Origin of the sequence: Neorhizobium sp. LjRoot104, assembly GCF_964253725.1 — a bacterium.
Classification (GTDB): Bacteria; Pseudomonadota; Alphaproteobacteria; order Rhizobiales; family Rhizobiaceae; genus Neorhizobium.
In genome coordinates this window covers 1,442,419-1,467,114 of record NZ_CAXURS020000001.1, presented here as the reverse complement: position 1 = coordinate 1,467,114, position 24,696 = coordinate 1,442,419, and the positions used below count along the sequence as shown (strand labels likewise).

Here is a 24,696-nt window from a genome sequence, read left to right as displayed (position 1 = left end):
ATTGTTTGGACCATAAGTTCGCCTCACATTGAGCCGACAGCTACACTCAAGTTTCGAAGGATAGCTTACCGTAAATTGTGGGGATTGATATGCAGAACACATCTCATGCTGTTATGGCTCAACGCTTTGAGGCCAAAGACAGCCCCGACGACTTTCCCACTCCTCCATGGGCAACACGCGCCTTAGTTGAGCATGTCATTAGACCTGATAAAATTACTGGAATGACTTGTTTAGAACCTGCAGCGGGTAGAGGTTATATGACCCGCCCGTTGCAAGAGTATTTTGGCCACGTGGACTCGGCGGATGCATACCCATACGGCTTTGCGCAGGTGCGTGACTTCCTAGTATACCCCTATGAGGCGCTCTCGCATGATTGGGTTATCACTAACCCTCCCTTTCGACTGGCGGAAGAGTTTTTTGAACGCGCGATGTCTGTAGCTAGGCACGGGGTCGCAATATTGGCGCGAACTGTGTTCCTTGAAAGCGTTGGGCGATACGAAAGTATTTTCAGTAATAATCCTCCGACCCTATTTGCTCAGTTCTGTGAGAGGGTGCCAATGGTAAAAGGGCGCGTAGATCCAAAAGCTTCCACTGCAACTGGGTACGCTTGGTTCGTCTGGTTTAAAAATGCTGAAAATCGCGGTTCCCAGCTAACTTGGATACCCCCCTGCCGGAAATCTCTCGAAAAACGAGAAGATTACTTTAACGTTTTCTCTCGAGATGCTTCAATCCCACTTCCGTAATCTGAAGGCCACCTTTAACTCCCCTAAGCCGGCCGTTAGTTATGTAGTTCCCATCCGCGCCTTTATGCGACCGGATGTTGCGGACACGTTGCTCCCACATCTGCTCCAGAGGGCGCTTGATAGATGGAGCTCGATCCGCCGTTGTAAGTTCTAATATTTTAGGTATTTCGGAGATAAGGTGGCTATAGGGAGCTTGTCCATTTGGCATGTCTTTTAATATTTTAAGTACCGCCTCGGAAAGCTCCGCTTCACTCGTAATTCGGAAACCGCTGCCCACTATATCTCTCCAGCTCAAAGAATAAGTTGCCTATCGTTAAATAATCAGATTTGCCGTGGACGCGCTACCCATGCGGGAAAATTTCTACTTTCCTATGCACCCGCATGCACCGTACCTTCCCCCTCCCTCGCTTAACCATCCCCTCATATCCAAACGGAGACGACTTCACCCATGCGCATGCCAACCATCGTCTTCGCCCTGCTCTTCCCCCTGCTGGCCGCAACCGCCGCCGAGGCGCGCACCTACGCATCCCCGCAGGCGGTGATCAAATCGCTCTATGCCGACACGATCGATCCGGCCGAGGACGATGCGCCCTCGCCCTATTCCGCCTATTTTTCCGATGCGCTCAACGAGAGCCTGGCGGCGAATGGCGAGGCGGTGGATTTCGATCCGATCCTGGCCGGGCAGGATGGCGTCGCCAGCAATGTCCGGCTTTCCCCGCCGATCATCCTCGGCGACACGGCCGAACTGGAAGTGTCGTTCCGCAACGGCAAACGGTCCGCGACGCTCTATTACACTCTGGTGCGCGAAAACGGCGGCTGGAAGGTGGACGACATCGCCGACCAGTCCGGCGACGACCCCTGGAGCCTTCGCGACCTTCTTGGGCAGTAGGGTGTCTGGTCTTTCTTGAAAGGCGTCTTCGGCGGTTCCTTTGAGGCAGCCCTGCTCCTTCGTCGTCCTCGGGCTTGGCCCGAGGATAAGGGAGGAAACCAGGGCTTCATCGCGTCCTGCGCGGAGGGCTCCGCGATCGTGGAGATGCGTAAGGGGGTCGCGTATGACGCACCGCCCCCGGCCCTTCGCTTTAGCTCAGGGCGTTCGAGGCTCAAAACGCTCCACTGGAGCGTTTTGCCGGCCGAAGGCCGTCGCATCTCACCCCACAAACGCCCTTTCGATGACGAATTCGCCGGGCTTGTTGTTGGAACCTTCGACGAGGCCTGCCTTTTCGAGCAGGTCCTTGGTGTCCTTCAGCATCGCGGTCGAGCCGCAGATCATGCCGCGGTCAACGGCCGGGTCGAGCGCCGGGACGCCGAGGTCGGAAAACAGCTTGGCCGACTCGATCAGGTCGGTGATACGGCCCTTATGGGAAAACTCCTCGCGGGTCACGGTCGGGTAATGCTTGAGCTTGTCGCCGACGATCTCCGCCAGGAATTCGTGGTTCCTGATTTCCTCCACGAGGTCGAGACCGTATTTCAGCTCGGCGACGTCGCGGCAGGTATGGGTGAGGATGACTTCCTCGAATTTTTCGTAGGTCTCGGGGTCGCGGATGAGGCTCGCGAAGGGGGCGATGCCGGTGCCGGTCGAGAACATGTAGAGCCGCTTGCCGGGCGTCAACGCATCGAGCACCAGCGTGCCGGTCGGCTTCTTGCGCATCAGCACCGTGTCGCCCGGCTTGATCAGCTGCAGGTGCGAGGTCAGCGGGCCGTCCGGCACCTTGATCGAAAAAAATTCCAGCTCCTCGTCCCAGGCCGGGCTGGCGATCGAATAGGCGCGGTAGACCGGCTTGTCGCCGACCATCAGCCCGATCATCGCGAACTCGCCCGAACGGAAGCGGAAACCGGCCGGCCGGGTCATGCGGAAGCGGAACAGGCGGTCGGTATAATGCTCGACGGCGAGCACCGTCTCGGCATAAACGCCGTCCGGGATTTTTGCCGGAGCCTGGGCCACTGCGAATTCTTCCGTCTTTGCTGGAGCGTTCATGCCTATCGGTCTCTTCGTCTCGTCGTTTTTTTCGCAGAAGCGAAATATACCATATGGCCCCGCATTTGAAGGCATCTGCGTGCCTTTGTCGCGGCCCCTCGGGAAAATACGTGCGGGAAATTCGCCTTTCGGCGGGTCGTCCCCGGCCTCAGGCGGTCACTGTCCGGCGGCGCCAGCTATAGCCCTCGCCCTTTTCGGCGTGGCGGGCCGTCGGCTGGTAGTGCTCGGCGATGCCCGGCAACCGGCCCTCTCCGAGCCGTTTCAGCGCCGTGGCGTTCTTCACCGAAAAACTGTCCATGCCACAGCGCAACATCAGCGGCACCTGGTCGATCAGCACGTCGCCGACCGCCCGCAGCTCGTTCTTGTAGCCCAGCCGGTCGCGCAGCAGCGAGGCATGCGAAAAGGCCCGGCCGTCGTTGAAGGCCGGGAAATCCACCGCGACGATCTCGATGCGGTAAAGATAGGGTTCGAGCTTGCGCACGTCGTCCGCCGGGCGGATCAGCACGCCGAGGCCGACATCGTTGCTCTCCTCGGCCCTTGCGATCATCTCGTCGAGCGGCAGCAGCGCCTTCTGGTCCTCGGTCGCCTTCAGCTCCTCGGTCTCGATCACCCAGGGGTCGTTCTCGACGAAGCCGGTTTCTCTCCAGATACGGGTCATTTACGCGGCCTCCGCCTTGGCGTCGCCATAGAGCGCATCCTTGAAAGGCTGCGGCCCGACGCGGCGATAGGCTTCCAGGAAGGTCTCCTCCTTGCTCTCACGAAGGCCGAGATAGGTATCGACGATCGTCTCGACGGCGTCGGTCACCTTGTTCGGCTCGAAACCGCGGCCGATGATCTCGCCGATCGAGGTATGCTCGTCGCCGGAACCACCAAGCGTGATCTGATAGAGCTCGGCGCCCTTCTTCTCGACGCCCAGGAGACCGATATGGCCGACATGGTGATGGCCGCACGCATTGATGCAGCCGGAGATCTTGATCTTCAGCTCACCAATCTCCGCCTGACGCTCGGCCGCGCCGAACCGGGTGGAGATTTCCTGCGCAAGCGGGATCGAACGGGCGTTCGCCAGCGCGCAATAGTCGAGCCCCGGACAGGCAATGATGTCGGTAATCAGGCCGGCGTTGGCGGTCGCCAGGTTCTGCGCCACCAGCGCCCGGTAGAGCGGCTCGAGATCGGCCAGCGCCACATGCGGCAGGATGACGTTCTGCTCGTGGCTGATGCGGATCTCGTCGAAGGCGAACTCTTCCGCCAGGTCGGCGATCGCGTCCATCTGCACGTCGGAGGCGTCGCCCGGAATGCCGCCGATCGGCTTCAGCGAGATCGTCACCATGCCGTAGTCTGGGTGCTTGTGCGGCTTGACGTTCTGGTCAATCCAGCGGGCGAAATTTTCGTCGGCCTTTTTCCAGCCGGCGAGCTGCGGCCAGCCTTCGGCACGGTCCGGCAGAGCCGGCGGCGCGAAATAGGCGGTGATTGCCTGGATGTCTTTCTCCGGCAGCTTCAGTTCGGTGCCTTGAAGGTGGGAGAATTCCTCCTCCACCTGGCGGGCCAGTTCCTCGGCACCCGTCTCGTGGACGAGGATCTTGATGCGCGCCTTGTATTTGTTGTCGCGGCGGCCATGCAGGTTGTACACGCGCATGATCGCGGTCGTGTAGGAAAGCAGGTCTTCCTCGGGAAGGAAATCCTTGATCTTCTTGGCGATCATCGGGGTACGGCCCTGCCCGCCGCCGACATAGACGGCAAAGCCGATTTCGCCGGCCTCGTTCTTCTTCAGGTGCAGGCCGATGTCATGCACCTGGATCGCGGCGCGGTCGCGCTCGGCACCAGTGACGGCGATCTTGAACTTGCGCGGCAGGAAGGAAAATTCCGGGTGGACCGAGGACCACTGGCGCAGGATTTCGGCGTACGGACGCGGATCGGCGACCTCATCAGCGGCAGCACCGGCGAAATGGTCGGCGGTGACATTGCGAATGCAGTTGCCCGAGGTCTGCAGCGCGTGCATCTCGACGCTGGCGAGCTCGGCGAGGATATCCGGCGTGTCGGAGAGTTTCGGCCAGTTGTACTGGATGTTCTGGCGGGTGGTGAAATGGCCGTAACCGCGGTCGTATTTGCGGGCGATATGGGCGAGCATCCGCATCTGCTTGGCATTCAGCGTTCCATAGGGGATCGCGACGCGCAGCATGTAGGCGTGCAGCTGGAGATAGACGCCGTTCATCAGGCGCAGCGGCTTGAAGGCATCCTCCGCCAGCTCGCCGGAAAGCCGGCGGCCGACCTGATCGCGGAACTGCTCCACGCGGCTCGAAACAAAAGCGTGGTCGAATTCGTCGTAACGGTACATGACTTCCCCGAACTTTCGGTATCAGACTGCGATAAAAGCCGGATCGGCGGCGCGATATCCGGCAGCATATTCCATGGTCGGGCCCTGGGCCCGGATGCGCTCGCGAAGGCGCAGAGGCCAGAGCTTGCCGTCCTGCTCCTGCACGTCGATGACGGCGACGTCAACCACGCGGTTCTCGGCAAAATCGCGCTTGCCGATCGCCTCCAGCGAGGCCACGGCCTCCGCATGGCGGGCGACGATCGCGTCCTGCAGGTCTTCCACCCAATGGCCATTCGCGTCGAGCCAGACGGCGATGCCGTCGGACAGGCGGTTGGCGGTCAGAACCTTGTCGGTCATCTTCTACAGTCCCATTTCCTCGCGAACCAGAACCTTCCCGGCGGAAAGCGGTTCGGACTTCTTGAAATTCGCACCGGCCACGGCTTCGCCGATAATCACCATGACCGGGCCGGAAAGATCGTCGCGGGCTTCCAGATCCGGCAGTTCGCTCAGGACCCCGTGGAAAAGCCGGCGGTCGGAACGGCTGGCATTCTCGATCACCGCGACGGTGGTTTCCGGCGCGAGACCGGCGCCCATCAGGCGTTCGGCGACGGAGGCGGCGACCGTGCGACCCATATAGACGGCGATGGTGGCGCCGGAAATGGCAAGGCTTGCCCAGTCGGGCAGGATATCGCCGGTCAGGTCATGGCCGGTGGTGAAGATCAGCGACGAGGCGACGCCGCGCAGCGTCAGCGGCAGGTCGAAATCGGCGGCGGCGGCAAAGGCGGATGTGATGCCCGGCACGATCTCGTAAGTCACGCCGGCTTCGCGCAGCGCCGCCATTTCCTCGCCGGCGCGGCCGTAAACCAGCGGATCGCCGGACTTCAGGCGCACGACGCGCTTACCTTCGCGGCCGAGCCTGACCAGCAGCCTGTTGATCTCGTCCTGGGATTTCGAATGGCAGTTCTTGCGCTTGCCGACCGACAGGCGCTCGGCATCGCGGCGGCCCATGTCGACGATCGCCTGCGGCACCAGCGCGTCATAGACGATCGCATCGGCTTCCATCAGCACGCGCTGGGCGCGCAGCGTCAACAGATCCTCGGCACCCGGGCCGGCGCCGACCAGCCAGATATGGCCCGCAGCGCGGCCCGTGGTCGACAGAAGCGCATTGGCGGAGCGGCGCGCGGTGGCGATATCGTTGGCATCGACGGCGTCCGCGACATCGGCGGAGAAGAACCGGCGCCAGAAGATGCGGCGCGACACGCCGCGCGGCACCAGACGTTCGGCGGCATCGCGATATTCGGCGGCAAGCCTTGCCAGCACACCGAGCGACGGCGACAGCATCTGGTCGATGCGGGCGCGGATCATCTGGGCAAGAACCGGGCCGGCACCTTCCGTACCGATGGCGATCGCGACCGGCGCGCGATTGACGAGGGCCGGCGTGTAAAAATCGCAGAAATCGGGTTGATCGACAGCATTGGCGGGCACCTTCTCGGCGCGGGCGGCAGAAACGATCGCGCGGTCGAGTTCGGCATCGCCGGTCGCGGCGAACACCATGACGGCGCCCTTGACCTGCCCCAGGATGCGGTCCGGCGACAAATCCTCCTGCACGGTCTCGATGCCTTCGGCGGCCAGCCAGCGGGCATAGTCCGGCTCCGGCGCCGAGGCGCAAGCGACGATGTCCGCATCGGTGTTGCGCAACAGCCGCGCCTTGGCATAGGCTTCGTCACCATTGCCAAACACCACAACGCTCCGTCCGCTGACGCGGAAGAAGGCCGGGAAGACCGACAGGCGTTGTTGGCTTGGAGACATGCGGCTATCCTGAATCATATAACTGCAATATCCACAATAAGGCACCTGAATTGAAGGAATGGATATGCAAAGTGGATTGCGAGCCGGTATTTCTGTTTTACGATCAACCGGTTCTTGAGCAAAAGCCACCGCGGACGATATTTCTCCAGTGTTTCTGTAGACTAAAGTGTTTTTGCCCCGATCCGCTCGTTCGGAGCCATAAACCGCCTGGACACCCGTAATAAAGAGCTCCCATGACAATCGCCGCCCGCCTTCTCGACGTCATCGAAAACGACATCCTGCCTTTGACCGAACAGGGCGTCGCCGCCGGCAACAAGGTTTTCGGCGCGGCGATCCTCAAAAAATCCGACCTGTCGCTGGTGATTGCCGAGACCAATAACGAGCTTGAAAATCCGCTCTGGCACGGCGAAGTGCATACGCTGAAGCGCTTCTATGAAACCACGCGAGAACTTCCGACCAAGGACCTGATTTTCCTCTCGACTCACGAACCGTGCACGATGTGCATGTCGGCGATCACCTGGGCCGGGTTTGACAATTTCTACTACTTTTTCAGCCACGAGGATTCGCGCGATGCCTTCGCCATTCCCCACGACCTGAAAATCCTCAAAGAGGTGTTCGGGCTGGAGCCCGGCGGCTACAGGCGCAATAATGCCTTCTGGCATTCCCACGCGCTTGCCGATCTCATCGAGAGCGAAGACGAGCCGCTCCGCACCGACCTCAAGACCCGGACGGCCCGGATCAAGGCGCGCTATGACGGGCTTTCCGGCGTCTACCAGTCCGGCAAGGACAAGAACGACATTCCGCTCGCCTGACATCCGGCATTGAAGGACAAGATGATGGAAGCATCGAAGGATATTTCGCGGCTGATCGAGATCATGGCTGCATTGCGCACCCCGGTCACCGGCTGCCCCTGGGACCTCGAGCAGAATTTTTCGACCATCAAGCCCTATACGATCGAGGAGGCCTATGAAGTGGCCGACGCGATCGAGCGCAACGACATGGACGATCTCTGCGAGGAGCTGGGCGACCTGCTGCTGCAGGTGGTCTTTCATGCCCGCATGGCGGAAGAGGCCGGCGAATTTGCCTTCGGCGACGTGGTGCAGGCCATCACCAGAAAGATGATCCGGCGGCATCCGCATGTCTTCGCCGTCTCGGATGCGGCGACGCCGGACGCGGTGAAGCTGCAATGGGACGATATCAAGACGGAGGAAAAGCGCGAGCGGACCGAACGACGGGCACGGCGCGGGGTAACCGAGGATTTCAAGGCCGGTTATCTCGGCTCCGTCCACCGCGCCCAGCCGGCGCTGACGGAGGCGCTGAAGCTGCAGCAGCGGGCGGCAAAGGTCGGCTTCGACTGGTCGGCCGCCGAACCGATCCTCGACAAGATCGAGGAGGAGATCGGCGAACTGCGCGAGGCGCTGCGTGACGGCAGCCAGGACAAGGTCGCCGATGAACTCGGGGACCTGATCTTCGCGCTGGTCAATATCGGCCGGCATGTGAAGGCCGATCCGGAAGAGGCCCTTCGAGGCACGAATACGAAATTCCGGCGTCGGTTCAATTACATCGAGACTTCGCTTGAAAAGTCGAGTCAGACGCTGGAAGACGCAACCCTTGAGCGCATGGAGGAGCTCTGGCAGGCAGCCAAGGCGATCGAGCGGCAGATCGGCTGATGGGCGTTCAGATCGGCCGAGCCGTCAGGCTATTCGGCCGGCGGTGGCGACCTTCCCTGCCCGGTTCTGGAAGAGGCGGTTGAGCGCCCTTCGGGCCGGCTTTTCCACGAGATAGAAACTGGCGAGTGCGGTCGCGAGGGCGGCCAGAAGCAGCAAAGGGGTTGGCGCCGCGCCTTCGCGGTAGAGCTTGTAGAAGGGCTGCTGCCACAGATAAAGCGAGAAGGACCATAGTCCGGCATAGGTGAGGACCTTGGCGGACAGGACCTTGCGGAAAACCGGGGCCGCGCTGTCGATCGTGGTGATCGATAGCGCCAGCATGGCGGTCGACAGGCCGAAGGAGATGACCTGGAAAGGCATTCCCTTCGCTACGACCGCAATCAGCAGCGCCAGCGGCGACACCCACCACGGGGCTTGGCGCTTGCGGAGAAACAGCCAGAGGCCGCCGGCCAGGAATATGCCCGCGACGGAGACGTCGCTACGCCAGTGGGTATAGAGAACGCTTGCGCCGAGTTCCGTGCGGATGATGCCGTTCAGCATTGCGGCAGCGCCGAGGGCGACGATCAGAGCCCCGACCGGAAACAGTCTGCGGCGCGACAGGAACGCGACGCCCGCCAGAAGAATATAGGCATGTTCCTCGACGCAGAGCGACCAGAGGTGATCCAGCAACGCCACCGGGTGGGCATAGACCATGGCGTAGTTCAGCGTGAATGTCAGGGCCAGTAATGCCGCGGTAGGGCCGTGCGAAATCTCGGTACCCTGGAAGGCAAGGGTCGTGATGACCACGAATGCGAAGAGAGCCGGATAGATTCGCGAGAAACGCCGGAAAAAGAAGGTCGGCAATTCTGCCCGCCTGACGAACAGGATTTCCGCCATCAGCCGGCCGGACAGAACGAAGAACAGGTCAACGCCGAACGTACTGACGCCCGGCTTGAAATCATCCAGCCAGAAATGGCCGAGGATCACGACGATGACCGCAATCCCTCGCCATCCGTCGAGATAATCCAGGTGTCTTCCGGTCTCTTCGTGCGGCTGCGTTTGCATCATTACGAAAACCATCCTCGCCGGCCTCGCGATGATACTGCAAGAATCCCGGTCGTCGTCCACGGCTCTTTTTGCACTGCAAAAAACCGGCAAGATGATGGCAGCGGCAACCAGTTCGGCACCAAGGCCGCGTGGGAGGCGCCGCCCTTGGGCTGAGGACTCGTCGATCAGAGTCGGAAGATGACGGTGGCGGCAGGGCAGATCGCCGACCTGAAGCTGATGTGCAGCCCTTGGAAATCTCCTCGATTCAAGACAAAGTCATCTTTGCTCTAATATCCGGGGAGGTTCCGATGGAAAACCACGAGCCGTTTTTGCGCGAGGCGATTGCTCTCTCGAGGTCCGCGATGGACCGCGGCGACGAACCATTTGGCTCGTTGCTGGTAAAGGACGGCGAGGTCATCCTGCGCGCCGAAAACAGCGTCTTCACCGGCCATGACATGACGAACCACGCCGAGATGAACCTGATTAAACTGGCTGCACAGCACAACGACACTGCCTTTCTCGCTGACTGCACGCTCTATACCAGCACGGAGCCCTGCGCGATGTGCTCCGGGGCGATCTACTGGTCGGGCATCGGGCGCATGGTGTTTGCGTGCTCGGAAACGCGGCTTGGCGAGATCGCCGGCATCGGGTTGAACGTGCCGAGCCGGGCGGTTCTGCAAACCGGCGCGCGCACCGTCACTGTGGTCGGCCCGACGAACCTCGAAGACGAAGCCGCCGAAGTCCATCAGGAATTCTGGCCGAAGCATCTGGGCAAGGCCTGAAGCCTATCGTTCCCAGTCTTCCTTGCCCTGTTTCGGGCCGTTGCCGAGCTTGCGCTCCAGTTCGGCGGCCTCGGCTTCGGACATACGGACGTCCAGGGTGACGGACCCGTCCTCGTTGTCCTCGCGGCCATCGACGACGGAATTGCTGTAGATCCAGGAGACGAGGCCAAGCTTTTCCGGCGGAATGGTGATCGAGGTTTCGGTGAGCACGCCTGAGAGGCGCCTGGAGATCTCGTCCATCAGGGGCTCGACGCCCTCGCCCGTAATCGCCGATACGGCCATGACGTTTTCGCGGCCGGCGGCGCGCTCGGCGATCGCCTCATGGGCTTCCGGGTCGAGCCGGTCGATCTTGTTCCAGACCTCGATGATGCGCTTGGCCGCTTCCTTCTCGTCGATGCCGAGATCGGCAAGGATGCGCATCACATCGCCGGCCTGGGCGGCGTTGTCCGGATCGGACATGTCGCGCACATGCAGGACGAGATCGGCTTCCAGCACTTCTTCCAGCGTGGCGCGGAAGGCGGCGACCAGATGGGTCGGCAGGTCGGAGATGAAACCGACCGTATCGGAGAGGATGACGGTGCGGCCATGCGGCAGCTTCATGCGGCGAAGCGTCGGGTCGAGGGTGGCAAACAGCATGTCCTCGGCCAGCACGCCGGCGCCGGTGATGCGGTTGAACAGCGTCGACTTGCCGGCATTGGTGTAGCCGACCAGTGCCACGATCGGATGCGGCACCTTGCGCCGCTTGGCGCGGTGAAGCTGGCGGGTGCGCACCACCTGTTCGAGCTCGCGCTCCAGCTTGACGATGCGTTCCTGAAGCAGCCGGCGGTCGGCCTCGATCTGGGTTTCGCCGGGGCCGCCCATGAAGCCCGCGCCACCGCGCTGGCGTTCAAGGTGGGTCCAGCTGCGGACCAGGCGGCCCTTCTGGTAATTCAGATGCGCCAGATCGACCTGCAGCGTGCCCTCCTTGGTGGAGGCGCGGCGGCCGAAGATTTCGAGGATCAGACCGGTGCGGTCGATGACCTTGGCCTGCCATTCCTTTTCGAGATTGCGCTGCTGAACCGGGGTCAGCGGATGATCGACGATGACGAGGCCGGCATCGTGCTCGTCGAGCAGCGCCTTGATCTCCTCGATCTTGCCCGAGCCCATCAGCGTTCCCGGGCGCGGCTGGCTGATCGGCACGATCAGCCCCTGTACGATCTCCAGGTCAATCGCCTTGGCAAGGCCGATCGCCTCTTCGAGGCGGGCTTCGTTGGAGCGCTGCGGTGCGGGTGCCTGGCTTGAGTCGCCCTGCCCCGCCTTCGATCTCGACTGCTTGAGAACCGGCACGATGACGAGCGCGCGCATATCGTCCCGGCGCTTTTCAGACTCCGGGACCATGGATTCGTTGGAAGTATCGCGATTTGAAATCTGTTCTGTCCTGTTAGGCCGCGTTCTCTTCAGTTTCGAACATCTGCATGGGCTGGCCCGGCATGATGGTCGAGATCGCGTGCTTATACACGAGCTGAGAGTGGCCGTCACGGCGAAGCAGGACGCAGAAGTTGTCGAAAGAGGTGACGACACCCGTCAGCTTGACCCCGTTGATCAGGAAGATCGTCAGGGAAATCTTCTGCTTGCGAACGGTATTGAGAAATAAATCCTGCAGGTTCTGAGAACGTTCCGCCATAGCGCCGCTTCTTTCTTTTTTGCCGGCCGATAGCCGGGATCATGATCAAGCTTGATAAAAGACGACCGGAAAGCGCCCCGTGCTTTCCCTTCCCCGATGTTTGACTATCAAATCGCTGTCTTTTCCGCAACGTCGAAAAAGGTGTCGCGAATACTTGACGACACGGTGCCCGGATGGCCGTTGGCGACCGGCTTGTTGTCGATTTCGACGATGGGCACGCAGATCCCGGTGGCGGAGGTGAAAAACACCTCGCGGGCCGCCAGCATCTCTTCCGTCCCGAACTCGCGCTCCACGACCGTCAGGCCGAGTTTCTTGGCGACATCGATGAGCGTCGTGCGGGTGATTCCCTTGAGGATGCCGTGTTCGGCCGGCCGGGTGACCAGCTCGCCATCCCGCGTGACGATCCATACGTTCGAGGAGGCGCCTTCCATGACGATGCCGGATCGGTCGATGAAGATGGCGTCCTGCGCGCCTGCTTCCTTCGCCTGCTGTTTGGCGAGCACGTTCGGCAACAAGCCGACCGTCTTGATATCGACGCGGTCCCAGCGGTTCTCAGGGAGGGTTATAACCTTGATGCCATTGGCATATTTCTTGGCGGCGACAGCGGGATCGGTGCTTTTGGCGGTGATCGTGATGGTCGGCGGTGTGCCTTCGGCGGGGAAGAAATGATCGCGGCGGGCGGCACCGCGGGTCACCTGCAGGTAGAAGATGCCGTTGCTGACCCGGTTGCGGCGGAGCACTTCGCGGATGACGAAGGTGAGCGCCGCGCGCCCCATCGGGGCGGCCATCCTCAGTTCGCTGAGCGACCGGTCGAGGCGGTTCAGGTGGCGGGTCAGATCGACGATCATGCCGTGGCGCACTTCGCAGACCTCGTAGACGCCGTCTGCGAACTGGAAACCGCGGTCTTCCACATGCACCGCGGCTTCGGAATGGCGAACATATTGTCCGTTCACATAGGCAATTCTCGACATCGATATCCCCTGCTCTTTCGGGAGCGCTGGTCAGAAATACTGGATGGAAACCCGGAAAAGCTGTTCCACATGGCGCACGGCTTCGGCGGCGGCAAAGAGCACCACCCGGTCGCGCGCCTTGATCTTGGTGTCGCCGTTCGGGCGGATGACAGCCTCGCCGCGGTAGATGGCGCCGACGCGGATGCCGTCCGGAAGGTCGAGCTCGCGGAACGGCCGGCCGACCAGCGGCGACGTTTCCAACGCCTCTGCCTCGATGATCTCGGCCGCCCCGTTCTGCACCGCATAGACCGAGCGGATGCGGCCCTTGCGGACATGCTGCAGCACGCGCGAGATCGTCACCGCGCGCGGATTGATCTGCGCATCGATGCCGAGCGCGTGGGTGACCTGATGGAAAGACGTGGAGTTGATCAGCACGAGGTTCGACTTGCAGCCGAGCGATTTGGCGAGGACCGCGCCGAGGATATTGATCTGGTCGCTGTTGGTGAGGGTTATCATCAGGTCGGTATCCTGGATATCGGCCTGGGTCAGAATGTTCTGGTCGAGCGCCGAACCGTGCAGCACGATCGTGTTGCGCAGCTTTTCGGAGACGACCAGCGCCCGCTCGCGGTCGCTCTCGATGATCTTCAGCCGCGTCCTCGGCTGGTGTTCCTCGATGGTTCGGGCGACGTAGTAGCCGATATTGCCGCCGCCGGCGATTATGATGCGGCGCGCCTCCTGTTCCTCGTGGCCGAACAGGCCGAGCGTGCGGCGGATGTGTTCGCGCTGGCAGATGACATAGGCGAGATCGCCCACTTCGAGCTGATCGACGGAACGGGCGACGGTCAGGACGCCGCCCCTGAATATCCCCACAACCGTCGCCATCAGGTCCGGAAAGAGGTCCGAGAGCTGATGCAGCGGCGTGGCGACGACCGGGCAATCCTCCATGCACTCGATCGCCACCATGGCGATGTGATCGTCGGCGAAGCGGACCACGTCGGTTGCACCGGGAAAGGAAATGCGTCGCAGCACCATCTTGCCGACTTCGATCTCCGGAGAGATCGTCACGTCGATCGACATGTTCTGGCGGCTGAAGAGATCGGCATATTCCGGCTTCAGATAGTTCTGGGCTCGGATACGGGCGATCTTGGTGGGCACGGAAAACAGGGCATGCGCAACTTCGCAGGCAACGATGTTGACCTCGTCGTAGAGCGTCACCGCGATGATCATGTCGGCGTCTTCGGCGCCTGCCTTTTCCAGCATGTCTGGATGTGCGCCGTGGCCGACGTAACCCTTGACGTCGAGCGTCTCGGTGATCGCCGCGATCAGCGTCGCCGAGGTATCGATGACGGAGACGTCATTGTCCTCCTGAGACAGCCGTTCGGCAATGCCGTAGCCCACCTGTCCCGCGCCGCAGATGATTACCTTCATAGGTCAAACACCGAGCGATTTGAGCTTGCGGTGGAGTGCCGAGCGCTCCATGCCGACGAATTCCGCGGTGCGGGAAATGTTGCCCCCGAAACGGTTGATCTGGGCGATCAGGTAGTCGCGCTCGAACATCTCGCGGGCTTCGCGCAGCGGCAGCGTCATGATGTGGTAGTCGCCCTTGGCGGAGACCTTCGGCAGCATGTCGCCAAGATCGGTCGGCAGCATGTCGGCGGAAATCGGCGAATCCGGGCCGTCGGACCGGGCGAGGATCATCAGCCGTTCGATATTGTTGCGCAGCTGGCGGATATTGCCCGGCCAGTCATGGGCCTGCAGGACCGCCATGGCATCCTCGCCGATCTTGCGGGGTCGGATGCCGGCCTGTTCGGAAATCTGGCGCATGAACATGTCGATGAGGAACGGAATGTCCTCGCGGCGCTCGGCCAGTGCGGGCACCTTGACCGGCACGACGGCCAGACGATGGTAGAGGTCTTCGCGGAACGAACCGTCGGCGATCAGGCTTTCGAGATTGTAGGCTGTGGACGAGATGATGCGGACATCGACCTTGACGCGCTTGGAGCCGCCGACCCGCTCGAACTGCTGGTCGACCAGCACGCGCAGGATCTTGTTCTGCGTCTCGCGCGGCATTTCGCCGACCTCGTCGAGATAAAGGATGCCGCGATGGGCCTCTTCCAGCGCGCCGATCTTGCGGGCCTGGCCGGGGCCGCCTTCGGTGCCGAACAGCGCGATCTCCATGCGGTCGGGCGTGATCGTCGCGGCGTTCAGCGCCACGAAGGGACCGGCCGCGCGTGAAGAACGCTTGTGGATCATGCGGGCGACGAGTTCCTTGCCGGAGCCGGAGGGGCCGAGGATCATGACGCGGCTGTTGGTGGGCGCCACCTTCTCGATCGTCTGGCGGAGCTGCGAGACGGCGACCGACGTGCCGACCAGTTCGGCCGCGTCGCCGGTGCGCTTCTTGAGTTCGGTCACCTCGCGCTTCAGCTTGGAGTTTTCGAGCGCCCGCTCGGCGATCAGGATCAGCCGGTCGGCCTTGAACGGTTTTTCGATGAAGTCGAAGGCGCCGCGCTTGATCGCCGACACCGCAGTCTCGACATTGCCGTGGCCGGAGATCATCACGACGGGCAGATCGGGATGCCGGCTCTTGACCTCGTCGAGCAGCGCCAGACCATCGAGCCTGGAGCCCTGCATCCAGATATCCAGGAAAACCAGACGCGGCACGCGATCGGATATCGCCGCCAGAGCGCTATCGCTGTCGTGCGCCGTGCGGGTTTCATGGCCCTCATCGGACAAAATACCTGAAACGATATCGCGGATATCCGCCTCGTCATCTACGACCAGAATATCAGACGCCATAAGCCAATTCCTTGTTATTATCCGTTCCCGGCACCGCCACCTGTTCAAGATGCGGCAGCAGCACCCTGATCATGGCGCCCTTGCCATGATCGAAATCGGCGGGAGCATCGTGCAGTTCGAGCTGCCCGCCGTGTTCTTCAATGATCTTCTTGACGATGGCGAGCCCCAGACCCGTGCCCTTGTCGCGCATGGTCATGTAGGGCTCCAGAATGCGGTGCCGGTTTTCGGTCGGAAGACCGCTGCCGTTGTCGATGATGTCGACCACATAGGTGTCGCTGGCCTCATCGTAGACCGAGCGCACCTTGACCTTGCGGCCGTCGCGCTCCTGATCGCTCGGCACCGCCTCGATCGCCTCGACGGCGTTCTTGATCAGATTGCCGAAGGCCTGGCCGAGCATGCGCGCATCGAACATGCCCTTCAGCGGCTCGTCGCCGAGCTCGCGGATGAAATCCACATGGGTGGTGCCCATTTCGCGCAGGAAGATCGCGTCGCGCAGGATATCGCGCAGGTCGGCCTCCTCCTTGGCGGGTTTGGGCATGCGGGCAAAGGAGGAAAACTCATCGACCATCCGGCCGATATCGCCGACCTGACGCACGATCGTATCGGTGCACTGGTCGAAGACGGCGCGATCGTCCTCGGCGATCTGCTTGCCGTAACGACGTTTCAGGCGCTCGGCGGACAGCTGGATCGGGGTGAGCGGGTTCTTGATCTCGTGGGCGATGCGGCGGGCTACATCCGCCCAGGCGGTCGAGCGCTGGGCGATGACGAGATCGGTGATATCGTCGAGGGTCACGACGTAGCTGTCATGGGCGGCGCGCTGTTCCTCGCGAGTGACCTGGACCGACAGCGTCCGCTCCTTGCCGCCGCGTATCAGGTTCACCTGCTTGCGGAACTCGCCGCGGGCTCTGCTGCGCGCCTCGGTGAGGACGTTATCGATCTCAGGCGCGACATCCTGCAGCTTCTCGCCCATCAGCTGTTCGGCGGGAACGCCGAGGAAATGCTCCGCCGACGGATTGACGATGGTGATGCGGCGGTCTTCCTCGACGCCGATGACGGCGGCGGTGACGCCTGACAGCACCGCCTCGATGAAACGGCGGCGGTCGTCCACCTCGTCCTTGGCTTCGAGGATCTCGTCGCGCTGGCTGCGGATTTCGGAAATCATCTTGTTGAAGGTGCGCGACAGGCTGCCGACGTCGCCATCGGCGGCGCGCACCGGCACGACGACGTTGAGATTGCCGGTCGCCACGCTGTCGGCGGCGCTGATCAACAGCCGGATCGGCCGGACGATACGGTCGGCGACCGCGATCGCCGTCCAGATCGCCGCGAGCAGCACGATCAGCGCAAAACCGAGATAAAGCACGGCAAAGGCGATCTGCAGCGAGGTGCGGCCGGCCTCCATCGCCTGGTATTCGGCGGTGTTCTCCTCCATCAGCCGCATCGCCGAGATGACCTTCGGATCGACGGCGCGGATGGTATAGAGATAGGAACCCGGGATGGCGTCGAGCTTGATGACGGCGCCGACGAGGTTGGTGACGCCCGGCGGGATCAGCGTCGGCTGGCCGGCCGCCGCCGTCTTCAGCGCGTCCTCGGGGATCGCCGGCAGCGGCTTTTCCGTCTTGATGTCGGCCTGGACGATCGCCTGTCCGTCCTCGCGCACCAGGAACGCACCGAGCATGCCGCGACCGCGCGCCTGGCGGGTCATCAGCTCCACGAACCCTGTCCGGTCGAGATAGAACATCGGCCGGTTGCGCTCGAGGTCGTTCGACATCGACACGGTCTGGCCCTGGAGATAGCTGGCGTTCTCGAGCATGTAGGCGCGGGCGACGTCCTGCGAGGACTGCACGATCGACTGGGTGCGCAGCGAGAACCAGCGGTCGAGGCCGACATTGAGCGTCAGGCTGGCGAAGATTGCCACCAGGACCGCCGGCGTAATCGCCACGATCGAGAACAGCACGACGATGCGGACATGCAGGCGGGCGGCGGCACGACCGCGGTTGCGCGCCTTCACCAACCGGACGATCTCGCGGGCGATCAGATACATGAGCCCGAGGATGAACAGCGAATTCAGGGCCGCCGAGGCGATCACGACATTGGTGGTCGGGGCGATCGGCGTCAGGCCGAGCAGGATGAACAGCGTCACCGACGCGCAGATCAGGGCTCCGCCGGCGAGCAGAAGGCCGGGAAGCGCGAACGACGCGCGCCGATCCTGCACTGACACCGCTGGCTCGTCTTCGGCCATCGGCGCTGTTTCGCCTTCCGTCATCGAATCCACTCCGATCCCCAAAACCCTCGCGGGAGATCGATCCAACCCGGTCAGACCGGGCGAAGCGACAGCCACTTTCCAGAAAAGGGCTGGCCCTACCCCATCAACGGCCGCCACTCCGTCGAGCCTTCACCAAACCCTGCGTGACCTTTAAGCAACGCAATGTGGCGAAAATGCAACGATGAGCGGATGGTGTCAAGCAGTCGGGAAGAAACTAACCTTCAGGCGCCACGAGAGCTGCGGTAGACCGAGACGCCCAGTTCCCGGATCTTCTTGCGCAGCGTGTTGCGGTTGAGGCCGAGGAGATCGGCCGCCTTGATCTGGTTGCCGCGGGTGGCGGTCAGGGCCGCCAGGATCAGCGGATATTCCAGCTCCGTCAGGACCCGATCGTAGAGGCCCGGCGGCGGCAGGTTTTCGCCGAAGCTCGCGAAATAGGTGCGCATGTTTTCTTCCACGGCCTGCGCGATGGTGAGCGAACCGCTGCGGGTACCCATCTTGTCGATGGGGCTGTCGGGAACATCCGAACGCAGCTCCGATTCGATGATCTCGCGGCTGATGACCTCCTGGGGATAAAGCGCCATCAGGCGGCGAACCAGGTTTTCCAGCTCGCGCACGTTGCCCGGCCAGGCATAGGCCTTCATCAGATCCAGCGCTTCGCTGTCGAAACGCTTGGCATCAAGCCCTTCCTTCTCGGCCATCTGCATGAAGTGGCGCACCAGATCCGGAATGTCCTCGGCACGGTCGCGCAACGGAGGCAGGCGCAGCGGCACGACGTTGAGGCGGTAATAGAGGTCCTCGCGGAAAAGCCCCTGGTTGATCAGGTGCTTCAGATCCTTGTTGGTGGCCGCGACGATGCGCACGTCGGTGCGGATGGGCGTCCGGCCGCCGACGGTCGTGTATTCGCCCTGCTGCAGGACGCGCAGCAGACGCGTCTGGGCGTCCATCGGCATGTCGCCGATCTCGTCGAGGAAAAGCGTGCCGCCCTCGGCCTGTTCGAAACGGCCGGTGGAGCGGTTCTGGGCGCCGGTAAACGCGCCCTTCTCATGGCCGAAGAGTTCCGATTCGATCAGGTCGCGCGGGATGGCGGCCATGTTGATGGCCACGAACGGACCGTTGCGGCGCTTGCCGTAATCGTGGAGCGCGCGGGCGACGAGTTCCTTGCCGGTACCGGACTCGCCGGTGATCATCAGCGTCAGGTCGGTCTGCATCAGACGCGCGAGCACGCGGTAGATTTCCTGCATGGCGGCGGAACGGCCGACCAGCGGCATGCCGTCCTGCATGTCGTCGTCGAGGCGGGCGGGCTTGCGCTTCGGCTCGGCGAGCGCCCGGCCGATGATGGCGATCAGCTCGGTCAGGTCGAATGGCTTTGGCAGGTAGTCGTAGGCGCCTTTCTCAGACGCCTTGATGGCGGTCATGAAGGTGTTCTGGGCGCTCATGACGAGCACCGGCAGCTCGGGCCGCGCCTTCTTGATGCGCGGCAACAGGTCGAAGGCGTTCTCGTCGGGCATGATCACGTCGGTGACGACGAGGTCGCCCTCGCCGGCCGAAATCCAGCGCCACAGGGTGGCGGCATTGGAGGTGATGCGCACTTCGTAGCCTGCCCTGGTCAAGGCCTGGTTCAGCACGGTGCGGATGGCCGCGTCGTCGTCGGCGACAAGGATCGTGGCAGTCATTTAACGTTTCCTGTGGAGTTCAAGGCGCGGCCGTCCATGGCCTCTTCCTTGTGCATGGGCATCAGAACACGGAATATCGTCCGGCGCGCCTGGCTGTCGCATTCGACGATGCCGCCATGGCCGCCGATGATCTTGGCGACCAGGGCCAGGCCGAGGCCCGAGCCGTTCGTCTTGGTGGTGATGAAGGGATCGAAGAGATGCGGCACGAGATCGGTCGGAACGCCGGGTCCGTTATCGATGACGCAGAATTCGAGCGGCAGGGAAATCTTGTCCCGGGTGCCGGCGACCGACAGCTTGATGCCGGGGCGATAGGCGGTGGTCAGCATGATTTCGCCGTCCGGCTGGTCGCCGACGGCTTCGGCCGCATTCTTGATGAGGTTGAGGAAGACCTGAACGAGCTGGTCGCGGTTGGCAAAGACCGGCGGCAGCGACGGGTCGTACATTTCGGAAATCTTGATGTTGCGGGCAAAACCGGCCTTGGCGACCGCCTTTACGTGATCGAGCACCGAATGGATGTTCAGCGGCACGCGATCGACGGGGCGCTCGTCGGAGAACACTTCCATACGATCGACCAGGGAGACGATGCGGTCGGTCTCGTCGCAGATCAGCTGGGTCAGCGCCCGGTCGTCGTCGGGAACGACGCTTTCCAGAAGCTGGGCGGCGCCGCGGATGCCCGACAGCGGGTTCTTGATCTCGTGGGCGAGCATGGAGGCCAGACCCGTCACCGAACGGGCGGCGGCGCGATGGGTGAGCTGGCGGTCGATCTTGTCCGCCATCGACCGTTCCTGGAAGACGACGACCACCGAGCCCGGTTCGCTGACCACGGGCGCGACATAGAGATCGACCAGCTTGTCCTGGCCGAGACGCGGCGAAGACAGGTCGACGCGGTATTCGTTGACGGGAGCCTTGCGCTCGCGCACCTGGTCGATCAGGGCGAGCAGCGGGCTGCCGAAGGGAATGAAGGTGGAGATCTTGTTCTTGGCGAGATGGGGAGCGCTGGCGCCGAAGAAGGCCTCCGCCTCCCAGTTCGCGAACGCGACCTTGCCGGCCGCATCCACCAGGATCACCGGGTTCTGCACCGAGTTGAGGACCGCCATGGCGAGCGCATTGCCCATCGCGGCATCCGGCGCCTGGGACTTGCTCATGCGGCCTCCTTCCGAGCGGCGGCGGGCTTTCTGGCGTCGATAGGTTGGCCGCCGAGCGCTGCAGTCATCCGGCGCGACACATCGGCCGGGTCTTTCGAAATCATGATGGCAGCCTTTTCTGAGACGGGCAGGTCGCTCGCGTAGCGATCGAGATACCAGCCGAGCTGTTTTCGCGCATGCCGGAGGCCGGCCTCTCGGCCGTAAAGTTCCAGCATCGCCTCGTAGTGTTCGATGACCAGATCGGCGATCTCAGCCCGAGATGGCGCGGCGTGGCCGGCGAGCCAGCCGACATGCCAGGGCCTCCCCTGAGCACCGCGGCCGACCATGACCGCATCGGCGCCGGAACGCGAAAGGATACCTTGAGCATCCTCGGGCGATTCGACGTCGCCATTGGCGATCAGCGGGATGGAGATCGCCTCACGCACCCGGCGGATCGCATCCCAGTCCGCCCTGCCCTCGTAGAACTGCATGCGGGTGCGGCCGTGGATGGTCACCAGCTGGATGCCCGCCTGTTCGGCGCGGCGGGCGATCTCGGGCGCATTGATGGAATTTTCATCCCAGCCAAGCCGCATCTTCAGCGTCACCGGCACGTTGACGGCGTTGACTGTCGCCTCGATCATCGACAGCGCGTGATCCGGATCGCGCATCAGCGCCGAGCCCGAATAACCGCCCGTTACCTTCTTGGCCGGGCAACCCATGTTGATGTCGATGATGTCGGCGCCGTTATCGGCGGCGATCCTGGCGGCCTGCGCCATCGGCTGCGCCTCGCGGCCGGCAAGCTGGACCATGTGCGGCGAAATGCCGGCGCCCTTGAGCCGCGCCCATGATTCGCCGCGGTTGAGAATGAGTTCACCGCTGGCGACCATTTCCGTCACCACGAGCCCGGCTCCATAGCGCCAGGCAAGCTGCCTGAACGGCAGATCGGTGACGCCGGACATCGGTGCCAGGACGACGCGATTGCGAATGGCGACAGGCCCGATCTGAAAAGGCTTGGCGAGATCTTGAAAACTCAAATGATGATCTTTCGGGCACATGAGGTAGTTGCACTATTTTTATTCAGGTCTCGGGCGTTTGCCAAGAGCAATTCCGGAACTGCGTTATTTTTGAGCGGCGTGCTGGAATTCAGGCTTTTGGTCCTATAGTTCTGCGCCTGTCAATCCAAAACGAATTACGGGTCGGGGACGACAAATCCATGACAATCGGTTCCAAGACAATCGGTATCGTCATCGTCGCCGCAGGCCGCGGGGAACGGGCCGGCTCTCGTGAGGACGGCCCCAAACAGTATCGGCGGATCGGCGACAGACCGGTCATTGCCCATACGCTCGAACGGTTTCTGACCTGGCCCCGCAGCGGCCCGATCGTCGTCGTCATCCATCCGGACGACGAAGCGCTGTTCGCGGCGGCGACCGTCGGCCTCAGGGGAGCGGGCGGCGTGATCACCACGTTCGGCGGAGAAACGAGGCAGCGCTCGGTCTATGAAGGCCTCCGCGCCCTTTCCGGCACCGAGGCCACCCACGTGATGATCCACGATGCGGCGCGACCCTTTATCGACCACGGCGTGCTCGAGCGGGTGGCGCAGGCGCTCGACGAGGGACGGGACGGCGTGCTGCCGGCCGTTCCGGTCAGCGACACCCTGAAGCGACGCGGTTCCGACGGGCTGGTGCACGAAACAGTGCCGCGCGCCGGGCTCTATGCAGCCCAGACGCCGCAGAGCTTTCTTCTCTCCGAGATCCGCACCGCCCATGAAAAGGCGGCGGCTTTGCGCCGGGAGGATTTCACTGACGATGCTTCGATCGCCGAATGGGCCGGCCTGCCGGTAACGCTGGTGGAAGGATCGGTCGACAATATCAAACTCACCGTGAAGCGGGACATCGCCATGGCCGACGAAAAACTCTCGCAGAACGGGGCCTCGACCACCCTCCCCGACGTGCGAACCGGCAACGGCTATGACGTGCATCAGCTGGAGCCCGGCGACGGGGTGACACTCTGTGGCGTGTTCATTCCGCACGACCAGAAGCTCAGCGGCCATTCGGATGCGGACGTCGCGCTGCATGCATTGACCGACGCGCTGCTTGCCACCTGCGGTGCCGGCGATATCGGCGACCATTTTCCGCCCTCGGACATGCAGTGGCGTGGCGCGGCGTCAAAGATCTTCCTCGACCATGCGGCAAAGATCGTCCGCGAACATGGCGGCACGATCATGAACGCCGATATCTCGCTGATCGCCGAAGCCCCCAAGATCGCCCCGCACCGCCAGGCGATGCGCGAAAACCTCGCCGAGATCCTCGCCATTTCGCTCGACCGCTGCTCGGTCAAGGCGACCACCAACGAGAAGATCGGCTTCATCGGCCGCCGCGAGGGTATTGCCGCCATCGCCACGGCGACCGTCGTTTATCGCGGGGACGCCGCGTGAGCCTGTTTCCCGCCGATGTCGAAGACCTGGCCCGGAAGATCGTTGCGGATTTCACGGCGCGCGGGCTGATGGTCGCGACTGCCGAATCGTGCACCGGCGGGCTGATCGCAGGGGCGCTGACGGAGATCTCGGGCTCGTCCGCCGTCGTCGACCGCGGTTTCGTCACCTATACGAACCAGGCGAAGGTGGACATGCTCGGGGTAACCGCCGCCACTCTGGCGACGCATGGGGCGGTGTCGAGGGAAACGGCGCTGCAGATGGTGCATGGTGCGCTTTATCGGTCACAAGCCGCCGTGGCGGTTGCGGTGACCGGGATCGCGGGACCCGGCGGCGGATCGGCGGAAAAGCCGGTCGGGCTGGTGCATCTGGCTGCGAAAAGCCGCTCGGGGAAAATCCTGCGCCGGGAAATGCGCTACGGCGATATCGGCCGAACCGAGGTGAGGCTGGCGACCGTCAGGACTGCGCTGGAAATGCTGGTGGAGGCCGCATGCTGACCGAGGATCCGGCCGCAGACTGGCCTGAACTAGCCGCCCGCCGACGGGAGGTCTTGCCGGCACGCTGACCGGCAATTCCGGCGTCGCCCATCAAGGATCCGGGCAGAGCGAAGCGACATCCGGCCCGAAATCTTCCGGACTGACCTTGTCGCGATCCCACCATGTCTTGCCGCCGATCATGAAGGTGGTCGCCATCCACTGATCCATCGTTTCGCGCAGCTTCTTCGCCGCCGTCTGAAACTGGGCGCTTGCCCGGACCTCCTCGAAACACTTCACGACCTTCAGAGCAGAGGGAAGCGCGCGCGTGACGTAAAGCATATGAAAATCCAGGCTGCTCAACGCCTCGCCGGTTTCGACCGCGGCTACCCTGGCCGCGTCGGCTGCCGAGAGATCGATATCCAGGGGCTCGATATGGACGCGTTCGCCGGTCTTGCGGCCGGGAACGCCGAACTGGTCGCCATCGACGCCGTAGCTGCGGCTGACGATGTCGATGTCCTGCAGCTTCGACGAGACAATGCCGGTGGTTGCGAATGCCAGCAGGGAGGTCTTCGGGTCGGAATTGGGAAGTTTTTCGGTCTGCCTGATCTGGCCGACCTTGCCGACCGGCAGCGAGCCCGGCTCTGGATCATAGGTCAGGCGCACGTTCAGGAAGATTTCGAACTGCGCGATCCGGCGCGGAAACATTTCCCGATCGACGAAAACACCCATGGCCGGCGTCGCGGCGTCTTCGGAATGGACGACGAACTTGAGCTCCGGCGATAGCCAGTATGCCCCGCTGATCGCCTTGCCCTGGCTGTCCGACAGGATCACGTATGCGCCGGGCTGGCGAAGCTTCGAGAGATCGGCCGCACCGGCGGGCATCGCCAGGAGCGCAGCCGGAAACACCGGCCACATCATGCGTGAGAGATGTCCTGCCATGCCAGCCTCCCCTGCGATGAGGAGACTATCCATCAGAGCGAAGGGCTTCGCAAGAGTGAGCGCTGTTT

23 protein-coding genes are annotated in these 24,696 nt (G+C 62.7%); 7 read left to right on the top strand and 16 right to left on the bottom strand.

The window, feature by feature from the left end; all coding sequences use genetic code 11:
• The first annotated feature begins 89 nt into the window (after positions 1–89).
• Positions 90–743, top strand: coding sequence for an SAM-dependent methyltransferase (locus tag ACSQ8R_RS07520; RefSeq protein WP_436252778.1), 654 nt, complete (start codon positions 90–92; stop codon positions 741–743).
• A gap of 448 nt (positions 744–1,191) precedes the next feature.
• Entirely contained in the window at positions 1,192–1,632 is a 441-nt protein-coding gene (locus tag ACSQ8R_RS07515) for a DUF3828 domain-containing protein (protein WP_436252777.1), read from the top strand.
• A 258-nt stretch (positions 1,633–1,890) separates the two neighbouring features.
• Here the strand turns inward: ACSQ8R_RS07515 and ACSQ8R_RS07510 are convergent, their stop codons facing one another.
• The 5 genes from ACSQ8R_RS07510 to cysG form a co-directional block, all read right to left on the bottom strand.
• Entirely contained in the window at positions 1,891–2,718 is an 828-nt protein-coding gene (locus ACSQ8R_RS07510; RefSeq protein ID WP_436252776.1) for a ferredoxin--NADP reductase, read from the bottom strand.
• A gap of 148 nt (positions 2,719–2,866) precedes the next feature.
• Positions 2,867–3,376: a DUF934 domain-containing protein gene (locus ACSQ8R_RS07505; protein WP_436252775.1), complete on the bottom strand. Its 510-nt coding sequence runs from the start codon at positions 3,374–3,376 to the stop codon at positions 2,867–2,869.
• Positions 3,377–5,050: a nitrite/sulfite reductase gene (locus ACSQ8R_RS07500; protein ID WP_436252774.1), complete on the bottom strand. Its 1,674-nt coding sequence runs from the start codon at positions 5,048–5,050 to the stop codon at positions 3,377–3,379.
• 21 nt (positions 5,051–5,071) lie between these two features.
• Positions 5,072–5,386, bottom strand: a complete 315-nt coding sequence (locus ACSQ8R_RS07495) for a DUF2849 domain-containing protein (protein WP_436252773.1) — start codon at positions 5,384–5,386, stop codon at positions 5,072–5,074.
• A gap of 3 nt (positions 5,387–5,389) precedes the next feature.
• A complete protein-coding gene (cysG, locus tag ACSQ8R_RS07490) occupies positions 5,390–6,838 on the bottom strand; it encodes a siroheme synthase CysG (RefSeq protein WP_436252772.1) in 1,449 nt (482 codons plus the stop codon).
• Positions 6,839–7,071: 233 nt separating this feature from the next.
• Here cysG and ACSQ8R_RS07485 point away from each other — a divergent pair, with 233 nt between their 5' ends.
• Both ACSQ8R_RS07485 and mazG read left to right on the top strand, forming a co-directional pair.
• A complete protein-coding gene (locus ACSQ8R_RS07485; protein ID WP_436252771.1) occupies positions 7,072–7,650 on the top strand; it encodes a nucleoside deaminase in 579 nt (192 codons plus the stop codon).
• Between the two features lie 24 nt (positions 7,651–7,674).
• Positions 7,675–8,508 carry a nucleoside triphosphate pyrophosphohydrolase gene (gene mazG, locus ACSQ8R_RS07480; protein WP_436255401.1) on the top strand — a complete coding sequence of 278 codons (834 nt, stop codon included), beginning with the start codon at positions 7,675–7,677 and terminating at the stop codon, positions 8,506–8,508.
• Positions 8,509–8,532: 24 nt separating this feature from the next.
• Here the strand turns inward: mazG and ACSQ8R_RS07475 are convergent, their stop codons facing one another.
• On the bottom strand, positions 8,533–9,552 hold the full coding sequence (locus tag ACSQ8R_RS07475) for an acyltransferase family protein (RefSeq protein ID WP_436252769.1): 1,020 nt from the start codon (positions 9,550–9,552) through the stop codon (positions 8,533–8,535).
• Between the two features lie 287 nt (positions 9,553–9,839).
• Between ACSQ8R_RS07475 and ACSQ8R_RS07470 the strand changes: the two genes are divergently transcribed.
• Positions 9,840–10,313: a nucleoside deaminase gene (locus tag ACSQ8R_RS07470; protein ID WP_436252768.1), complete on the top strand. Its 474-nt coding sequence runs from the start codon at positions 9,840–9,842 to the stop codon at positions 10,311–10,313.
• A 3-nt stretch (positions 10,314–10,316) separates the two neighbouring features.
• On the opposite strand, the gene hflX is transcribed toward ACSQ8R_RS07470, so the two are convergent.
• The 9 genes from hflX to dusB form a co-directional block, all read right to left on the bottom strand.
• On the bottom strand, positions 10,317–11,690 hold the full coding sequence (gene hflX, locus ACSQ8R_RS07465) for a GTPase HflX (RefSeq protein ID WP_436252767.1): 1,374 nt from the start codon (positions 11,688–11,690) through the stop codon (positions 10,317–10,319).
• Between the two features lie 43 nt (positions 11,691–11,733).
• Complete coding sequence (hfq, locus tag ACSQ8R_RS07460; RefSeq protein ID WP_007757453.1) at positions 11,734–11,976, bottom strand: RNA chaperone Hfq; 243 nt, start codon at positions 11,974–11,976, stop codon at positions 11,734–11,736.
• Positions 11,977–12,083: 107 nt separating this feature from the next.
• Positions 12,084–12,947: a D-amino-acid transaminase gene (locus ACSQ8R_RS07455; RefSeq protein ID WP_436252766.1), complete on the bottom strand. Its 864-nt coding sequence runs from the start codon at positions 12,945–12,947 to the stop codon at positions 12,084–12,086.
• A gap of 30 nt (positions 12,948–12,977) precedes the next feature.
• Positions 12,978–14,354, bottom strand: coding sequence for a Trk system potassium transporter TrkA (gene trkA / locus ACSQ8R_RS07450; protein WP_436252765.1), 1,377 nt, complete (start codon positions 14,352–14,354; stop codon positions 12,978–12,980).
• Between the two features lie 3 nt (positions 14,355–14,357).
• Positions 14,358–15,722: a nitrogen assimilation response regulator NtrX gene (gene ntrX, locus ACSQ8R_RS07445; protein WP_436252764.1), complete on the bottom strand. Its 1,365-nt coding sequence runs from the start codon at positions 15,720–15,722 to the stop codon at positions 14,358–14,360.
• Positions 15,712–17,985, bottom strand: a complete 2,274-nt coding sequence (locus ACSQ8R_RS07440; RefSeq protein WP_436252763.1) for an ATP-binding protein — start codon at positions 17,983–17,985, stop codon at positions 15,712–15,714. The genes ntrX and ACSQ8R_RS07440 overlap by 11 nt, the downstream gene beginning before the upstream one ends.
• Before the next feature lie 221 nt (positions 17,986–18,206).
• Complete coding sequence (ntrC, locus tag ACSQ8R_RS07435; protein ID WP_046606310.1) at positions 18,207–19,658, bottom strand: nitrogen regulation protein NR(I); 1,452 nt, start codon at positions 19,656–19,658, stop codon at positions 18,207–18,209.
• Positions 19,655–20,803 (bottom strand): two-component system sensor histidine kinase NtrB, encoded by a 1,149-nt coding sequence (locus ACSQ8R_RS07430; RefSeq protein ID WP_436252762.1) that lies wholly within the window; start codon positions 20,801–20,803, stop codon positions 19,655–19,657. Before ACSQ8R_RS07430 ends, ntrC begins: the two co-directional genes overlap by 4 nt.
• A complete protein-coding gene (gene dusB / locus ACSQ8R_RS07425; protein WP_436252761.1) occupies positions 20,800–21,837 on the bottom strand; it encodes a tRNA dihydrouridine synthase DusB in 1,038 nt (345 codons plus the stop codon). Before dusB ends, ACSQ8R_RS07430 begins: the two co-directional genes overlap by 4 nt.
• A gap of 158 nt (positions 21,838–21,995) precedes the next feature.
• On the opposite strand from dusB, the gene ACSQ8R_RS07420 reads away from it, so the two are divergent.
• Complete coding sequence (locus ACSQ8R_RS07420; protein WP_436252760.1) at positions 21,996–23,216, top strand: bifunctional 2-C-methyl-D-erythritol 4-phosphate cytidylyltransferase/2-C-methyl-D-erythritol 2,4-cyclodiphosphate synthase; 1,221 nt, start codon at positions 21,996–21,998, stop codon at positions 23,214–23,216.
• Positions 23,213–23,710: a CinA family protein gene (locus ACSQ8R_RS07415; protein WP_436252759.1), complete on the top strand. Its 498-nt coding sequence runs from the start codon at positions 23,213–23,215 to the stop codon at positions 23,708–23,710. Before ACSQ8R_RS07420 ends, ACSQ8R_RS07415 begins: the two co-directional genes overlap by 4 nt.
• Positions 23,711–23,800: 90 nt before the next feature.
• On the opposite strand, the gene ACSQ8R_RS07410 is transcribed toward ACSQ8R_RS07415, so the two are convergent.
• Positions 23,801–24,628: a hypothetical protein gene (locus ACSQ8R_RS07410; protein ID WP_436252758.1), complete on the bottom strand. Its 828-nt coding sequence runs from the start codon at positions 24,626–24,628 to the stop codon at positions 23,801–23,803.
• Positions 24,629–24,696: the final 68 nt, after the last annotated feature.

Excerpts from the sequence above, each read along its gene's own strand:
- ACSQ8R_RS07520 (WP_436252778.1), top strand. The coding sequence starts at position 90 with ATGCAGAACACATCTCATGCTGTTATGGCTCAACGCTTTGAGGCCAAA.
- ACSQ8R_RS07515 (WP_436252777.1), top strand. The coding sequence starts at position 1,192 with ATGCGCATGCCAACCATCGTCTTCGCCCTGCTCTTCCCCCTGCTGGCC.
- ACSQ8R_RS07510 (WP_436252776.1), bottom strand. The coding sequence starts at position 2,718 with ATGAACGCTCCAGCAAAGACGGAAGAATTCGCAGTGGCCCAGGCTCCG.
- ACSQ8R_RS07505 (WP_436252775.1), bottom strand. The coding sequence starts at position 3,376 with ATGACCCGTATCTGGAGAGAAACCGGCTTCGTCGAGAACGACCCCTGG.
- ACSQ8R_RS07500 (WP_436252774.1), bottom strand. The coding sequence starts at position 5,050 with ATGTACCGTTACGACGAATTCGACCACGCTTTTGTTTCGAGCCGCGTG.
- ACSQ8R_RS07495 (WP_436252773.1), bottom strand. The coding sequence starts at position 5,386 with ATGACCGACAAGGTTCTGACCGCCAACCGCCTGTCCGACGGCATCGCC.
- cysG (WP_436252772.1), bottom strand. The coding sequence starts at position 6,838 with ATGTCTCCAAGCCAACAACGCCTGTCGGTCTTCCCGGCCTTCTTCCGC.
- ACSQ8R_RS07485 (WP_436252771.1), top strand. The coding sequence starts at position 7,072 with ATGACAATCGCCGCCCGCCTTCTCGACGTCATCGAAAACGACATCCTG.
- mazG (WP_436255401.1), top strand. The coding sequence starts at position 7,675 with ATGGAAGCATCGAAGGATATTTCGCGGCTGATCGAGATCATGGCTGCA.
- ACSQ8R_RS07475 (WP_436252769.1), bottom strand. The coding sequence starts at position 9,552 with ATGATGCAAACGCAGCCGCACGAAGAGACCGGAAGACACCTGGATTAT.
- ACSQ8R_RS07470 (WP_436252768.1), top strand. The coding sequence starts at position 9,840 with ATGGAAAACCACGAGCCGTTTTTGCGCGAGGCGATTGCTCTCTCGAGG.
- hflX (WP_436252767.1), bottom strand. The coding sequence starts at position 11,690 with ATGGTCCCGGAGTCTGAAAAGCGCCGGGACGATATGCGCGCGCTCGTC.
- hfq (WP_007757453.1), bottom strand. The coding sequence starts at position 11,976 with ATGGCGGAACGTTCTCAGAACCTGCAGGATTTATTTCTCAATACCGTT.
- ACSQ8R_RS07455 (WP_436252766.1), bottom strand. The coding sequence starts at position 12,947 with ATGTCGAGAATTGCCTATGTGAACGGACAATATGTTCGCCATTCCGAA.
- trkA (WP_436252765.1), bottom strand. The coding sequence starts at position 14,354 with ATGAAGGTAATCATCTGCGGCGCGGGACAGGTGGGCTACGGCATTGCC.
- ntrX (WP_436252764.1), bottom strand. The coding sequence starts at position 15,722 with ATGGCGTCTGATATTCTGGTCGTAGATGACGAGGCGGATATCCGCGAT.
- ACSQ8R_RS07440 (WP_436252763.1), bottom strand. The coding sequence starts at position 17,985 with ATGACGGAAGGCGAAACAGCGCCGATGGCCGAAGACGAGCCAGCGGTG.
- ntrC (WP_046606310.1), bottom strand. The coding sequence starts at position 19,658 with ATGACTGCCACGATCCTTGTCGCCGACGACGACGCGGCCATCCGCACC.
- ACSQ8R_RS07430 (WP_436252762.1), bottom strand. The coding sequence starts at position 20,803 with ATGAGCAAGTCCCAGGCGCCGGATGCCGCGATGGGCAATGCGCTCGCC.
- dusB (WP_436252761.1), bottom strand. The coding sequence starts at position 21,837 with ATGTGCCCGAAAGATCATCATTTGAGTTTTCAAGATCTCGCCAAGCCT.
- ACSQ8R_RS07420 (WP_436252760.1), top strand. The coding sequence starts at position 21,996 with ATGACAATCGGTTCCAAGACAATCGGTATCGTCATCGTCGCCGCAGGC.
- ACSQ8R_RS07410 (WP_436252758.1), bottom strand. The coding sequence starts at position 24,628 with ATGGCAGGACATCTCTCACGCATGATGTGGCCGGTGTTTCCGGCTGCG.